Consider the following 14,135-nt stretch of genomic DNA (forward strand, 5'->3'; position numbering starts at 1 on the left):
TGGCCGATGCTCGCCAGCGCGCAGGCCGCAGCCGCGACCGACGCCGCGGCAGCACCCGCGCCGAATCTCACGGGCAACATCTCGCTGACCACCGACTACAAGTTCCGCGGCCAGGACCAGGACGTGCTCGGCAAGCACGGCTTCGCCAAGGACAACTACGTCAAGCCCGCGATCCAGGGCGGCCTCGACTACGCCTTCGGCGACTCCGGCTTCTACCTCGGCAACTGGAACTCCAGCGTCAACTGGCTCCAGGGCAACTCCATCGAGATGGACTTCTACGGCGGCTACAAATTCAAGGGCGGCCCGATCGACTGGGACGTCGGCGTGCTGACCTACGTCTACCCCGGCAACAGCGCCGGCAACACCACCGAGATCTATGGCGCSGGCACCTGGGCCGACGAGAACATCGGCGCCTTCACCGCCAAGTACTCCTGGACCGTTTCCAAGGACTACTTCAACTACGCCGGCAACAAGGGCGGCTCGGGCCTGGACGGCACCAACACCGGCTACCTCAACCTCGCCTACACCAAGGAGATCGTGCCCAAGCTGACCCTGAAGGCAGCCGTCGGCTACACCTTCTTCACCAGCGACATCAAGAGCCTGGGCTACAAGGACTACCTCGACTACAACGTCGGCGCCGCCTACGACTTCGGCAGCGGCCTGTCGCTCGGCGGCTATATCCAGGGCGGCAACGAGCAGAGCGCGTTCAACCTGGTCGTCAGCCCGGGCATCCCCTCGCCCATCGGACCCATCGGCCAGACCACCTTCTCGCCCAACGCCACCCGCTTCATCCTGATCCTGACCAAGACGCTGTAACGACGAAGTGCGCGAGGCGCTGTCTGCGATCGGCGTGCAGGGCATCACCGTCACCGAGGTCAAGGGCTTCGGCCGCCAGAAGGGCCACACCGAGCTGTACCGCGGCGCCGAGTACGTCGTCGACTTCCTGCCGAAGGTCAAGATCGAGGCCGCCGTGGCCGACGAACTCGTGGAGCGCGTGATCGAAGCGGTCGAGAGCGCCGCGCGCACCGGCAAGATCGGCGACGGCAAGGTCTTCGTCTACGACCTGGAGCAGGTCGTGCGCATCCGCACCGGTGAAACGGGCCGCGAAGCCCTCTGACACGCAAGGCACGAAAGAACAAACCGAAATGAAAAAATTCCTTGTCTCACTCGCGCTGGGCCTGAGCCTGCTCGGCGCCGGTACGTCCGGCTTCGCTCAGGCGCCCGCCGCCCCGGCGGCCGAGGCATCGGCGCCGGCCGCTGCTGCCGCGCCTGCAGCCGTAGCGCCGGCCGCTGCTGCTCCCGCCGCAGCAACTCCCGCCGCCGATGCGGCTCCTGCTGCTGCCGCGCCGGCACCCTCGTTCAACAAGGGCGATACCGCCTGGATGATGGTCTCGACGCTGCTCGTGATCATGATGACCATTCCCGGCCTGGCGCTGTTCTACGGCGGCCTGGTGCGCAGCAAGAACATGCTGTCGGTGCTGATGCAGGTGATGGTCACGTTCTCGATGATCGTCGTGCTGTGGATGATCTACGGCTACAGCCTGGCCTTCACCGAGGGCAACGCCTTCATCGGCGGCTTCGATCGGCTCTTCATGCGGGGCATCTTCGATCCGGCCACCGGCGTGTTCGCCCCGGGCGCGACCTTCAGCAAGGGCGTGTACATCCCCGAGCTGCTGTTTGCCGCCTTCCAGGCCACCTTCGCGGGCATCACCTGCTGCCTGATCGTCGGCGCCTTCGCCGAACGCATCAAGTTCTCGGCCGTGCTGCTGTTCATGGTGATCTGGTTCACCTTCAGCTATGCGCCGATCGCGCACATGGTCTGGTTCTGGATGGGCCCGGACGCCTACGCGAGCAAGGAAGTGGTCGACGCCATGAACGACAAGGCCGGCCTGATCTGGCAATGGGGCGCGCTCGACTTCGCGGGCGGCACCGTGGTGCACATCAACGCCGCCGTCGCCGGCCTCGTGGGTGCCTATCTGGTCGGCAAGCGCATCGGCTACGGCAAGGAATCCTTCACGCCGCATTCGCTGACGCTCACCATGGTCGGCGCCTCGCTGCTGTGGGTCGGCTGGTTCGGCTTCAACGCCGGCTCCGCACTCGAAGCCGGCACCAGCGCCGTGCTGGCCTTCATGAACACTTTCTCGGCCACCGCCGCGGCGGTGCTCGCATGGTGCATCGGTGAAGCGCTGATGCGTGGCAAGGCCTCGATGCTGGGTGCCGCATCCGGCGCTGTTGCCGGCCTGGTCGCCATTACCCCGGCCGCCGGCAACGTCGGCCTGATGGGCGCGATCATCGTCGGCTTCGTCGCCGGCTTCGCCTGCCTCTGGGGCGTCAACGGCCTCAAGAAGATGCTCGGCGCGGACGACTCGCTCGACGTCTTCGGCGTCCACGGCGTCGGCGGCATCGTCGGTGCGCTGCTGACCGGTGTGTTCAACACCCAAGCGCTCGGCGGCCCCGGCCTGGTCGGCGACTGGGTGACGGCAGGCATCGTCTCCAACGGCATCGGCGCCCAGGTCTGGATCCAGCTCAAGGCCGTGGTGCTGACCATCGTCTGGTCGGGCGTGGTCGCCTTCATCGCCTTCAAGATCGCCGACCTGACCATCGGTCTGCGGGTCTCGGAAGAGGAAGAGCGCGAAGGTCTCGACATCTCCTCGCACGGCGAGACCGCATATAACCGGTAGCTCGCCCCCAGGTTGCCCGGCACTTCGTGTCCGGGCGCCCACCCCCTACCGGGGGCAACACCAGCGGACTGGCAAAGTCAGATCCGCGGTGTTTCACCAACGGGCCTGGCTGCGCCGGCCCTTGCCTTGGATGGCGACGGGCCTGGTTTGGGCCTAAGCTGCGGGCCTATGTGGACCACATTGAATGACAGCTTGAGCCAGCTCGGCGAATCGCCGTTCTGGCATCCGGGCGAGCGCTCGCTCTATTGGCTCGACATTCCCGGCCGCGCGGTGCTGCGCACACGGGGCGACATCGACGGCAGCCCGACGGTCGAGCGCTGGAGCCTGCCGACCGAACCCGGCTGCATGGCGCCGGCGCGGCGCGGCGGGCTGGTGATCGCGCTGCGCGACGGCGTCTACCGCGCGCCCGTCTGGGGCGGCGAACTGAAGCCGCTGGCCCGCGTCGACCACGACATCCGCACCATGCGCTTCAACGACGGCAAGTGCGATGCGCTGGGCCGCTTCTGGGCCGGCACGATCAACGAGGCCAAGGACCGCGCCAACGCGGCGCTCTATTGCCTCGACGCCCGCGGCGGGCGCGCCCCGGCGCTGGTGTCGATGGCCAACCAGGTCACCACGGCCAACGGGCTGGCTTTCGCGCCCGACGACGCCACCGCCTACTGGGCCGACACCGCGGCGCACCGGGTGCGGGCCTGGGACTGGGCCGCAGGTGCGAACACCTTGTCGCGCGAACGCGTCTTCCAGCAGTTCCAGGACAAGCCCGCGGGGTGGACGCCGGCGTCGGCGCTGCGCTACGAGGGCCGGCCCGACGGCGCCACGGTCGACGCCGAAGGGAACTACTGGGTGGCCATGTTCGAAGGCGGCCAGCTGCTGCGCTTCTCGCCGTCGGGCCAGCGGGTGGGCGCGCTGGCGACCCCGGTCCAGTGCCCGACCATGCCCTGCTTCGGCGGCGACGACCTGAAGACGCTGTTCGTCACCAGTGCCCGCCGCGGCCGGCCCGCGGACGAACTCGAAGAGCGCCCGGCCTCGGGTTGCGTGGTCCGGACGCGGGTGGACAAGCCCGGGCTTCCGGTCGCCTTCTTCGAGGATTGAGCGCCCACGCTGCGTCGCTGCGCGTACTCGCTGCCTCCGGAGCCCAGGCCCTACCATCGCGGCCATGGCCCTCCAACACATCCCGCCGATCCAGTGCCTGCTGACCTTCGAGGCGGTGGCACGGCTGCGCCATGCCGGCCGCGCGGCGGACGAGCTGTGCGTCACCCCCAGCGCCGTGAGCCATCGCATCCGCCAGCTCGAGTCGCATGTGGGCGTCAAGCTCTTCGGCCGCAGCGATTTCAGCCTGACGGCCGATGGCGCGGCCTACCTCGCGAACGTGCGCACCGGCCTGGCGGCGCTGCAGGCGGTGCCGAACGCCGATGCGGCGCAGCGCGCGACGCGCCTGCGGCTGGCGGTCACGCCGACCTTCAGCCGCCAGTTCCTGATGCCGCGGCTGGAGCTGTTTCGCAACATCTACCCCGACGTCGACCTGGTGCTGCAGGTCTCGATCCCACTGCTCGACGTCACGGCCGAGCAGGCCGACCTCGAACTGCGCTACGGCACCGGCGCCTATGCCGATCGCGAAAGCCGCCTCGTGCTCGAGGAGCAGGTGGTGCCGGCCTGCAGCCCGAGCTACCTCAACGAGTTCGGGCCCTTCACCGGGTTTCGCACCGAGGCCGAGATCGCGGCCGCGCGCCTGATCCGCAGTCCGCTCGAGCCCTGGAGCACCTGGTTCGCGAGCTGCGGGCTGGACCATCCCGAGCCGCAGCTCGGCTCGCAGTTCAACGACCTGGGCCTGGTGTACGACGCCGCGGCCAGCGGCTTCGGCGTCGCGCTGGTGCGGCAGAAGATGGGCGCCAGCTGGTTCGAATCCGGGCGCCTGGTGGCGCTGTCGGACCGGCCCGTCCCTTCGCCGCACAGCCACTACATCTGCTGGCAGCCGGGCGCGCTCGAGCGCTGGGAATGCGAGGCCTTCGCGGACTGGATCGTGCAGACGCTGCGCTAGGGCCGACAAATTTTCCTCAAGTCGCGAGAGAAAAACCCTCAATCCGGCAGCGCCTGCCTGCGCCGAAAATGCGGCCATGAACGCGTCGCCCGCTCCTGCTCCCCATGAATCGCTGCCCAAGCCGGACCGCCAGGCCCAGGTGGTCCAGGCGCTGCAGGCGCACCTGCCCGCGCATGCGCTGATCTGGCACGCCGAGGACACCACGCCCTACGAATGCGACGGCCTCACGGCCTATCGCCAGCGGCCGATGGTCGTGGCGCTGCCGGAAACCGAAGCGCAGGTGGCGGCGGTGCTGCAGATCTGCCACCGCCTCGGCGTGCCGGTGGTCGCGCGCGGCGCCGGCACCGGGCTCTCGGGCGGCGCGATGCCCCACGCGTCGGGTGTGACGCTGTCGCTGGCCAAGTTCAACCGGATCATCGAGGTCGACCCGGTCAGCCGCACCGCGACCGTCCAGTGCGGCGTGCGCAACCTCGCGATCAGCGAGGCCGCCGCGCCCTTCAACCTCTACTACGCGCCCGACCCGTCGAGCCAGATCGCCTGCACCATCGGCGGCAACGTCGCCGAGAACTCGGGCGGGGTGCACTGCCTCAAGTACGGGCTCACGCTGCACAACGTGCTGCGGGTGCGCGGCTTCACGGCCGAAGGCGAGCCGATCGAGTTCGGCAGCGAGGCGCTCGACTGCGCCGGCCTCGACCTGCTGGCGCTGGTGATCGGCAGCGAGGGCATGCTGGCCGTCACCCTCGAGGTCACGGTCAGGCTGGTGCCCAAGCCCCAGCTGGCGCGCTGCATCATGGCCAGCTTCGACGACGTGCGAAAGGCCGGCGACGCGGTCGCCGCGGTGATCGCGGCCGGCATCATCCCGGCCGGCCTCGAGATGATGGACAAGCCCATGACCGCCGCGGTCGAGGACTTCGTGCGCGCCGGCTACGACCTCGAGGCCGCCGCCATCCTGCTGTGCGAATCCGACGGCACGCCCGAGGAGGTCGAGGAGGAAATCGGCCGCATGACCGAGGTGTTGCGCGGTTGCGGCGCGACGGCCATCACCTGCAGCACCAGCGAGGACGAGCGGCTCAGGTTCTGGAGCGGCCGCAAGAACGCCTTCCCGGCCTCGGGCCGCATCAGTCCCGACTACATGTGCCTCGACTCGACCATCCCCCGCAAGCGCCTGGCCGACATCCTGCTGGCCATCCAGCAGATGGAGAAGAAGTACGACCTGCGCTGCTGCAACGTGTTCCACGCCGGCGACGGCAACCTGCATCCGCTGGTGCTGTTCGACGCCAACGACCCCGACGAGCTGCACCGCTGCGAGCTGTTCGGCGCCGACATCCTCGAGACCAGCGTCGCGATGGGCGGCACGGTGTCGGGCGAGCACGGCGTCGGCGTCGAGAAGCTCAACAGCATGTGCGTGCAGTTCACCGCGGCCGAGAACGAGCAGATGTTCGGCGTCAAGCGCGCCTTCGACGCCGAGGGGCTGTTGAACCCCGGCAAGGTCATCCCGACGCTGTCGCGCTGCGCCGAGTACGGCAAGCAGGTGTTTCGCGCTGGGCAGGCGATGCCCTTTGCCGAGCTGCCGCGCTTCTGACGACCCAACGAGAGAAGACAACACGATGGAATTCCCAGCCCTGCGCGAGGCGATCGAGCGCATCCGCGCCACCGCGGCCGACGGCCGCACGCTGAGCATCCGCGGCGGCGGCACCAAGGCCTTCTACGGCGAGCCCGCACGCGGCGAGGCGCTCGAAACCGCCGCGCTGCGCGGCGTCACCAGCTACGAGCCCAGCGAGCTGGTCGTCACGGTGCGCGCCGGCACGCCGCTGGCCGAGCTCGAGGCCTTGCTGGCCGAACAGGGCCAGTGCCTGCCCTTCGAGCCGCCGCGCTTCGCGCCGGGAGGGACGGTCGGTGGAATGATCGCTGCCGGCCTGAGCGGGCCGGCGCGCGCCAGCGTCGGCGCGGTGCGCGACTACCTGCTCGGCGTCACGCTCGTGAATGGCCGCGGCGAGGTGCTGACCTTCGGCGGCCAGGTGATGAAGAACGTCGCCGGCTACGACGTCTCGCGCGTGCTGGCCGGTTCCATGGGCACGCTCGGTCTGATCGCCGAAGCCAGCCTCAAGGTGCTGCCGGTGGCGCCGGCCGAGGCCACGCTCGAATTCGCCTGCAGCCAGGCCGACGCGCTGGAGCTGCTCAACGAATGGGGCGGCCGGCCGCTGCCGCTCAACGCCAGCGCCTGGCGCGAGCGCGACGGCGCGGGCGTGCTGTCGCTGCGCCTGCGCGGCGCGGTGGCGGCGGTCGAGGCGGCCTGCGCGCAGCTGGGCGGCGAGCGGCAGGACCGCGACCGCGCGGCGGCTGGCTGGCAGTCGCTGCGCGACCAGCAGCATCCCTGGTTCGCAGCAGGCGAGGGCGAGCTGTGGCGGCTTTCGGTGCCGCAGACCGCGCCGGTGCTCGCGGCGGACGGCGCACCGCTGGTCGAATGGCATGGCGGCCAGCGCTGGTACGGGTCGGCGCCCGGGCAGGGTTCGCGCCTGCGCGCGGCGGCCCGCGCCGCCGGCGGCCACGCGACGCTGTTCAGGTGCGCGGCGGACCGCGCGTCGACCGCCGGCCGCTTCGACACCCTGAGCGCGCCCATCGAGCGCATCCACCGCGCGCTGATGAACGAGTTCGATCCGCACGCCGTCTTCGACCGCGCACGGCTCTACCCCACGATCCCCGCGAACTGAAGCTCCGCATGCAAACCGAACTCGCTCCCGAATTCCAGGGCACCGCCGACGGCCGCGAGGCCGAGGCGATCCTGCGCAAATGCGTGCACTGTGGCTTCTGCACCGCCACCTGCCCGACCTACCAGCTGCTCGGCGACGAGCTCGACGGCCCGCGCGGGCGCATCTACCTGATCAAGCAGGTGCTCGAAGGCAAGCAGCCGACGCGCAGCACCCAGCTGCACCTCGACCGCTGCCTGACCTGCCGCAACTGCGAGAGCACCTGCCCGAGCGGCGTGCAGTACGGCCACCTGGTCGACATCGGCCGCAAGATCGTCGACCAGAAGGTGCCGCGCCCGACGCTCGAGCGCGCGGTCCGCTGGACCCTCAAGGAGGCGCTGCCCTCGGCCCTCTTCGCGCCGGCGATGAAGCTCGGCCAGTCGGTGCGCGGCCTGCTGCCGGCCCAGCTCCAGGCCAAGGTGCCGGCGCCGCGGCCCGCAGGCAGGTGGCCCACGCGCAGCCACGCGCGCAAGGTGCTGATGCTGGCCGGCTGCGTGCAACCTTCGATGGCGCCCAACATCAACAGCGCAACCGCGCGCGTGCTCGACGCCGCCGGCATCGAGGCCGTGATCGCGAAGAACGCCGGCTGCTGCGGCGCCGTGAAGTTCCACCTCGACGACCAGGACGGCGCCCGCGCGCAGATGCGCGCCAACATCGATGCCTGGTGGCCGCAGGTCGACAGCGGCGCGGTGGAGGCGATCGTGATGAACGCCTCGGGCTGCGGCGTCACGGTGCGCGAATACGGCCACATCCTCAAGGACGACCCGGCCTACGCGGCCAGGGCGGAGCGCATCAGCGCGCTGACCCGCGACCTGAGCGAGCTGCTGCTCGAGCTGGTGCCGTTGCTGAAGGCGCGCGTGAGCGCCCCCCGGGGCGTCGTCGCCTACCACCCGCCGTGCACGCTGCAGCACGGCCAGAAGCTGCGCGGCGGCGTCGAGCAGAACCTGCGCGCGCTCGGCTTCGACATCCAGGTGGCGCAGAACGAGTCGCACCTGTGCTGCGGCTCGGCCGGCACCTACTCGGTGCTGCAGCCCGAGCTGGCCTACCCCTTGCGCGACCGCAAGCTGGGTCACCTGAACCAGCTGCATCCCGCGGCCATCGTGTCGGCCAACATCGGCTGCATCACCCACCTGCAAAGCGGCACCGAGACCCCGGTGCGGCACTGGGTCGAACTGCTCGACGCCGCGCTGGCGCCCGAAACGGCGGCCTGATCGCACAGCCGCAAGGGGTCTGGTCCGACCCCCGACGCGCCGGCGACGCGCGAGGATGCCGGGGTGTTCCCAACGGGAGATTTCTGATGCGTGCCTCTTTCCGAACCCTCCTGCGCGGCGCGGCCCTCTGCGCCTGTGCCGCCGCGCCCTGGGCCGCCCAGGCCCAGATCACCGCGATGCCGGCGATGAAGGTCCAGGATGCCGGCCGCTACGTCTGCGGCGGCATCGGTTCCGAAGAATCCACCGCCCTGCGCGCGGCCATGAAGGACCATCCGCTGTCGCTGCTGTTCGCGCGCGCCGGCGGCGACTACCTGGCCGATGTCGACGTCACCGTGAAGGACGCGGGCGGCCGCACCGCGCTGGCGATGCGCGCCAACGGGCCCGTGTGCCTGATCGACCTGCCGGCCGGCCGGTACACGGTCGAGGCCGCGAGCGAAGGCGTCGTCAAGAGTCAGGCCGTGACGCTCGGCAGCGGCTCCAAAACCGCCGACTTCCGCTTCTGATCAGGTTTTCAGCGCCGCTTCAATGTCGCCGGCGATGGATTCGGGCTTGTCTACGGGCGCGTAACGCTTGAGTACCCGGCCGTCCTTGCCGACCAGGAACTTGGTGAAGTTCCACTTGATCGCGGTGCTGCCCAGCAAGCCCGGAGCCTCCTTGACGAGCCACTTGTAGAGCGGCGCTGCGTCCGCGCCGTTGACGTCGATCTTTTCCATCATCGGAAAGCTGACGCCGTAGTTGAGCGTGCAGAAGGCGCCGATTTCCTCGTTGGTGCCGGGGTCCTGGCTCATGAACTGGTTGGACGGGAAGCCCAGCACCGCCAGGCCCTGGGCCGCGTATTTCCTGTACAGCGCCTCCAGCCCCTCGAACTGGGGCGTGAAGCCGCACTTGCTGGCCGTGTTGACGATCAGCAGCACGCGGCCGCGGTAGTCGGACAGCGGGGCCGGCTGGCCGTCGATCCGGCGGACCTCGAAGTCGTAGATGCTGGTCATGGCATGTCCTTGCACGGAATGGGTCTTCGATCATCGCCGGCCGCGGGCTCGCCTGCAAATGCCGACCACACGGCGGCCAGCACGATCAGCGCGCCGCCGAACCAGATCCGCTCCTCCATCGTTGCCGCTCCGAGCGCGACCGATGAAATGCTCGCGAACAGCACCTCCGACAGCATGATCACCGAGGTCGCGCTGGCCGTGAGCCGGGCCGCCCCGTACTGCAGGCAGACGTTCGCGAAGACGAAGCCGGTGCCCAGCACGAGCGCCCAGCCCCACCAGGCCGGCGCCACCAGCGGCGGCGCCGCGATCACGCCCAGCGCGGTGCCGGCCAGCGCGGTCACGCCGGCCACCAGCGCACAGCCGCTGAACATGGCCAGCGCGCGCGCCTCGCCGGGCGCGCTGCGCAGTTGGCGCAACAGGATGTTGGTCACCGCGAAGCCGAAGCCGGCGGCCACGCCGAGCCAGTCCGGCAGGCTGGACGGCACCGGCCAGTCGGTCTCGGGCGTCTTCAGCACCACCGCCACGCCCGCCAGCGCCAGTGCCACGCGGGCCAGCGCCGCCAGGCTCGGGCGTTCGCCCAGGAAGGCCCAGGCCAGCAGCACGCTCCACAGCGGCATCAGGTAGAACAGCAGCACCACCCGAACCACGTCGCCCTGCGTCACCGCCCAGTTGAATCCGACATTGGTGAAGCCCGCCGCCAGCCCGAGCAGCATCAGCGCCGGCTGCTGCGCGAAGAGGCCCAGGATGCTGCGGCGCAGCAGCGCCATGGCGATCGCGATGGCGGCATAGACCAGGCAGGTGGCCCACACCGGATGCAGGCCATGGCCTTCGATCTGCCGGAAGGGAAACCAGGAGACGCCCCAGACGAAGGCGTTGAAGATCAGCGCGAGAGCAGGCAAGGGAACAGGGTCAGTGGTGCTTGTCGCTGCGCGCGATGGCGAGCAGGTGCTCGACTTCTTCGGGGTAGCGCTTCAGGTTGTTCTGGTGCCAGCGCTTGATGAGCCACATGAAGCCGGCCACCACGATGCCGAAGGCGGTGATCGCCGAATAGGCCGACAGGCCGATGCCGGTACAGGCGCTGTAGAAGGCGCCCAGCACCAGGATGCAGGACTGCTCGTTGAAATTCTGCACCGCGATCGACCGGCCCGCGCCCATCAGGTTGTGGCCGCGGTGCTGCAGCAGCGCGTTCATCGGCACCACCAGGAAGCCGCCCAGGCCGCCAAGCAGGATCAGGAAGGGCACGGCCAGCCAGATGCTGCCGATGAAGTTCATGCCGATCACCAGCACGCCCATGCCGATGCCCAGCGGGATCACGCGGGTCGCCATGTCCAGCCGCATCCGCACCGAGGCCACGATGGCGCCCACCGCGGTGCCGATCGCCACCACGCCGGTCAGCGACGAGGCCTGCGCCGTGTTGTAGCCCAGCGCCAGCGAGGCCCAGGCCAGCACGATGTACTTGAGGTTGCCGCCGGCGCCCCAGAACAGGGTGGTGGTGGCCAGCGAGATCTGCCCGAGCTTGTCGCGCCAGAGGCGCGAATTGCAGTGCCAGAAGTCGGGCAGCAGGGCGAACACGTTGCGCACGATGCCGTGCTGCGGATTGGCGCGCAGCGGCCGCATCTCGACGCCGGTCAGCGGAATGCGCGTGTTGAACCAGGCCGCCACGATGTAGACCAGGATCAGCGCCGAGATCGCGGCCTCGGGCGGCGTATTGATGCCGGTGTCGATGACGGGGAAGTCCAGCGCCAGCAGGTGGCTCGACAGCGTATGGCCCACCAGCTGCCCGCCGAGCACGATGCCCAGGATGATCGACGCGATGGTCAGGCCCTCGATCCAGCCGTTGGCCTTGACCAGCTGGGAGGCCGGCAGCAGCTCGGTCAGGATCCCGTACTTGGCCGGCGAATAGGCCGCGGCGCCGAGCCCGACGATGGCGTAGGACAGGAGCGGATGCGAGCCGAACAGCATCATCACGCAGCCCACCACCTTGATCGCGTTGCTGATGAACATCACCTTGCCTTTCGGCAAGGCGTCGGCGAAGGCGCCCACCAGCGGCGCCAGCGCCACATAGAAGACGGTGAAGATCGGCACCAGCGCGGCGCGCTGCCACTCGGGCGCGCCGCTGGTTCGCATGAGTTCCACCGCGGCAACGAAAAGCGCGTTGTCGGCCAGCGACGAAAAGAACTGGGCCGACATGATGGTGTAGAAACCGCGCTTCATCGATGAGCTGGCTGGCCGCGGGTGGTACCGCTGGCGATAGTGGAAAAATGGCCCGCTTCAGGGGCGGGTGCGCGGTTATAGCATGGGGTGCGCGATGTCAGAATGGCGCATTCCGCGCATCACGCCGGGCCTTTTTGTGTGAGCGTTTTCAGCTTTCGACCGGGTTTTTGCAGTGCCACGTCCCATCCTTGCCACCGTCCACGCCGCCGCCTTGCGCCACAACCTCGACCGCGTCCGCCGCGCCGCGCTCGATTCCCGGGTCTGGGCGGTCGTCAAGGCCAATGCCTACGGCCATGGAATCGAACGGGTTTTCGATGCCTTCCGGGCCGCCGACGGCTTCGCGCTGCTCGACCTGGCCGAGGCCGAACGGGTGCGCGCACTGGGCTGGCGCGGGCCGATCCTGCTGCTCGAAGGCGTGTTCGAGCCGCGCGACCTGGAGCTGTGCTCCCGGCTCGACCTCTGGCACGCCGTGCACTGCGACGCCCAGATCGACATGCTGGCCGCCCACAAGACGCAGGTGCCGCAGCGGGTCTTCCTCAAGATGAACTCCGGCATGAACCGCCTGGGCTTCACGCCCGAGCGCTTCCGCTCGGCCTGGACGCGGCTGAACGCGCTGCCCCAGGTCGACGAGATCTCGCTGATGACGCATTTCAGCGATGCCGACGGCGACCGCGGCATCGCGCACCAGATCGAGGTCTTCGACCACGCCGCCCAGGACCTGCCGGGCGAACGCTCGATCGCCAACAGCGCCGCCACGCTGCGCCACGCGCCAGAGACGCGGGCCGACTGGGTGCGTCCGGGCATCGTGCTGTACGGCAGCGCGCCCGATTTTCCCGAGCACGATGCGGCGCACTGGCAGCTGCAGCCGGCCATGACGCTGTCCACGCGGCTGATCGGGGTGCAGACGCTGAAGGCCGGCGACACCATCGGCTACGGCTCCAGTTTCCGCGCCGAGGGCCCGCTGCGCATCGGCGTGGCCGCAGTCGGCTACGCAGACGGCTTCCCGCGCCACTGCGGCACCGGCACGCCGGTGCTGGTGAACGGGGTGCGCACGCGGATGGTCGGGCGCGTCAGCATGGACATGATCACGGTCGACCTGACACCGGTGCCCGACGCCGGCTTCGACAGCGAGGTCACGCTGTGGGGCCGCGCCTCCAGCGGCGCGCTGCTGCCGATCGACGAGGTCGCGAAGGCCGGCGGCACCGTCGGCTACGAGCTGATGTGCGCCGTGGCGCCCCGCGTGCCGATCACCGCCGACTGAACGACTGAAGGCCAGCGCTTGAAGGTCCTCTCCGACTGGCGCTCGGTCCGGCTCTGGGAGTCGCGCCTCGAGCAGGAGCTGCGCCGCAGCTACGACCTGCGCCTGCACGGCTTCGCGATCGGCACCGCGATCCTGCTGCTGATGTGGGGGGTCTCGCACCTGCAGATGCGCCTGGGCGTCGACTCGCTGGCCCTGCGCTACGCGCTGACGCTGGGCGCCGGCTACGGGGCCTACCTGCTGCTGCTGCGCTGGTGGGCCGAGCGATTGGTGCGCCGCAACATGCAGTTCGACCCCGACCTGATGGATCCGGGCATGGGCAGCTGGCCTTCGACCCAGGGTTCGGCCGCGACGCTCGACGCCGGCGGATTGCCGCACCTGCGCGGCGGTGCGCTCGACCTCGTGGCCGGCATGGACGAAGGCGCCGTGGTCGTGGTGCCGGTGGTCGCGATCTTCCTCATCGGCCTGGCGATCGTGTTCGGCGCCGGCTCGCTGGTGCTGCTCTATTTCGGCTGGGACGCGCTGCTCGCGGTGGCGGTCGAACTCGCCTTCTCGTATGTCTCGGCGCGCGCCGCGGTGCGCATCGCGCGCGAAGGCTGGCTCGCGGTCGCGGTGCGCCTGAGCTGGAAGCCGCTGCTCGGCGCGCTGTTCTGCGCGGTGCTGCTGGGCGCCGCGATCGACCACTTCATGCCGCAAGTGCATTCGCTGCCCGCGGCGGTGCGGGTGCTGCTCGGGCGCTAGCGCGATCGCGATGGAGATCCTATAGTCGCGCCACATGCGCACGACCAGTGCGCGGGCAACTAGAAGATTCAGGGAGTGCCCCTATGCGAAACCGCCTGCGGTCGGTGGAGGCCTGCGCGCCTTCCGGAAGTGTTTCTGCGTCGCGAGCGAGGCGACTGGACGTGCTTGCGTTCGTCCGTCGAGCCTCGTGTGGCATAGCGCTCAGTCTGCTTGGCCTGGCGACAAGTGCCCAAGTCGAAACCCGCTGTTTGATGTA

14 protein-coding genes are annotated in these 14,135 nt (G+C 69.5%); 11 read left to right on the top strand and 3 right to left on the bottom strand.

What is annotated here, in order from left to right:
• The first annotated feature begins 6 nt into the window (after positions 1–6).
• From AB4Z46_RS30210 to AB4Z46_RS30250, 9 genes are all read left to right on the top strand, one after another.
• Positions 7–816 carry a TorF family putative porin gene (locus AB4Z46_RS30210; RefSeq protein ID WP_442287303.1) on the top strand — a complete coding sequence of 270 codons (810 nt, stop codon included), beginning with the start codon at positions 7–9 and terminating at the stop codon, positions 814–816.
• 7 nt (positions 817–823) lie between these two features.
• Positions 824–1,117, top strand: a complete 294-nt coding sequence (locus AB4Z46_RS30215; RefSeq protein WP_442287249.1) for a P-II family nitrogen regulator — start codon at positions 824–826, stop codon at positions 1,115–1,117.
• A 28-nt stretch (positions 1,118–1,145) separates the two neighbouring features.
• Entirely contained in the window at positions 1,146–2,681 is a 1,536-nt protein-coding gene (locus tag AB4Z46_RS30220; RefSeq protein ID WP_442287250.1) for an ammonium transporter, read from the top strand.
• Positions 2,682–2,849: 168 nt separating this feature from the next.
• Complete coding sequence (locus AB4Z46_RS30225; protein ID WP_442287251.1) at positions 2,850–3,773, top strand: SMP-30/gluconolactonase/LRE family protein; 924 nt, start codon at positions 2,850–2,852, stop codon at positions 3,771–3,773.
• A 64-nt stretch (positions 3,774–3,837) separates the two neighbouring features.
• The gene (locus tag AB4Z46_RS30230; protein WP_442287252.1) at positions 3,838–4,719 is read left to right on the top strand and encodes a LysR substrate-binding domain-containing protein; all 882 of its coding nucleotides are present in this window, start codon (positions 3,838–3,840) and stop codon (positions 4,717–4,719) included.
• Positions 4,720–4,795: 76 nt separating this feature from the next.
• Entirely contained in the window at positions 4,796–6,301 is a 1,506-nt protein-coding gene (locus tag AB4Z46_RS30235) for an FAD-linked oxidase C-terminal domain-containing protein (protein WP_442287253.1), read from the top strand.
• Positions 6,302–6,326: 25 nt separating this feature from the next.
• Complete coding sequence (glcE, locus tag AB4Z46_RS30240) at positions 6,327–7,430, top strand: glycolate oxidase subunit GlcE (protein WP_442287254.1); 1,104 nt, start codon at positions 6,327–6,329, stop codon at positions 7,428–7,430.
• A gap of 8 nt (positions 7,431–7,438) precedes the next feature.
• Positions 7,439–8,677, top strand: coding sequence for a glycolate oxidase subunit GlcF (gene glcF / locus AB4Z46_RS30245; RefSeq protein WP_442287255.1), 1,239 nt, complete (start codon positions 7,439–7,441; stop codon positions 8,675–8,677).
• Between the two features lie 86 nt (positions 8,678–8,763).
• A complete protein-coding gene (locus AB4Z46_RS30250) occupies positions 8,764–9,180 on the top strand; it encodes a carboxypeptidase regulatory-like domain-containing protein (protein WP_442287256.1) in 417 nt (138 codons plus the stop codon).
• On the opposite strand, the gene AB4Z46_RS30255 is transcribed toward AB4Z46_RS30250, so the two are convergent.
• Genes AB4Z46_RS30255 through lplT form a run of 3 tightly spaced genes read right to left on the bottom strand, consistent with a single transcriptional unit; the run spans position 9,181 to position 11,880 of the window.
• On the bottom strand, positions 9,181–9,666 hold the full coding sequence (locus AB4Z46_RS30255) for a glutathione peroxidase (protein ID WP_442287257.1): 486 nt from the start codon (positions 9,664–9,666) through the stop codon (positions 9,181–9,183).
• Complete coding sequence (locus AB4Z46_RS30260; protein ID WP_442287258.1) at positions 9,663–10,565, bottom strand: DMT family transporter; 903 nt, start codon at positions 10,563–10,565, stop codon at positions 9,663–9,665. The genes AB4Z46_RS30255 and AB4Z46_RS30260 overlap by 4 nt, the downstream gene beginning before the upstream one ends.
• A gap of 10 nt (positions 10,566–10,575) precedes the next feature.
• Entirely contained in the window at positions 10,576–11,880 is a 1,305-nt protein-coding gene (lplT, locus tag AB4Z46_RS30265) for a lysophospholipid transporter LplT (protein WP_442287259.1), read from the bottom strand.
• Between the two features lie 172 nt (positions 11,881–12,052).
• On the opposite strand from lplT, the gene alr reads away from it, so the two are divergent.
• Positions 12,053–13,141, top strand: coding sequence for an alanine racemase (gene alr, locus AB4Z46_RS30270; RefSeq protein WP_442287260.1), 1,089 nt, complete (start codon positions 12,053–12,055; stop codon positions 13,139–13,141).
• An 18-nt stretch (positions 13,142–13,159) separates the two neighbouring features.
• Complete coding sequence (locus AB4Z46_RS30275; RefSeq protein ID WP_442287261.1) at positions 13,160–13,879, top strand: hypothetical protein; 720 nt, start codon at positions 13,160–13,162, stop codon at positions 13,877–13,879.
• The last annotated feature ends 256 nt before the right edge of the window (positions 13,880–14,135 follow it).

The organism is Variovorax sp. M-6 (assembly GCF_052114385.1).
GTDB lineage: Bacteria > Pseudomonadota > Gammaproteobacteria > Burkholderiales > Burkholderiaceae_C > Variovorax.

Coding starts and splice junctions, on each gene's coding strand:
- AB4Z46_RS30220 (WP_442287250.1), top strand. CDS start 1,146: ATGAAAAAATTCCTTGTCTCACTCGCGCTGGGCCTGAGCCTGCTCGGC.
- AB4Z46_RS30225 (WP_442287251.1), top strand. CDS start 2,850: ATGTGGACCACATTGAATGACAGCTTGAGCCAGCTCGGCGAATCGCCG.
- AB4Z46_RS30230 (WP_442287252.1), top strand. CDS start 3,838: ATGGCCCTCCAACACATCCCGCCGATCCAGTGCCTGCTGACCTTCGAG.
- AB4Z46_RS30235 (WP_442287253.1), top strand. CDS start 4,796: ATGAACGCGTCGCCCGCTCCTGCTCCCCATGAATCGCTGCCCAAGCCG.
- glcE (WP_442287254.1), top strand. CDS start 6,327: ATGGAATTCCCAGCCCTGCGCGAGGCGATCGAGCGCATCCGCGCCACC.
- glcF (WP_442287255.1), top strand. CDS start 7,439: ATGCAAACCGAACTCGCTCCCGAATTCCAGGGCACCGCCGACGGCCGC.
- AB4Z46_RS30250 (WP_442287256.1), top strand. CDS start 8,764: ATGCGTGCCTCTTTCCGAACCCTCCTGCGCGGCGCGGCCCTCTGCGCC.
- AB4Z46_RS30255 (WP_442287257.1), bottom strand. CDS start 9,666: ATGACCAGCATCTACGACTTCGAGGTCCGCCGGATCGACGGCCAGCCG.
- lplT (WP_442287259.1), bottom strand. CDS start 11,880: ATGAAGCGCGGTTTCTACACCATCATGTCGGCCCAGTTCTTTTCGTCG.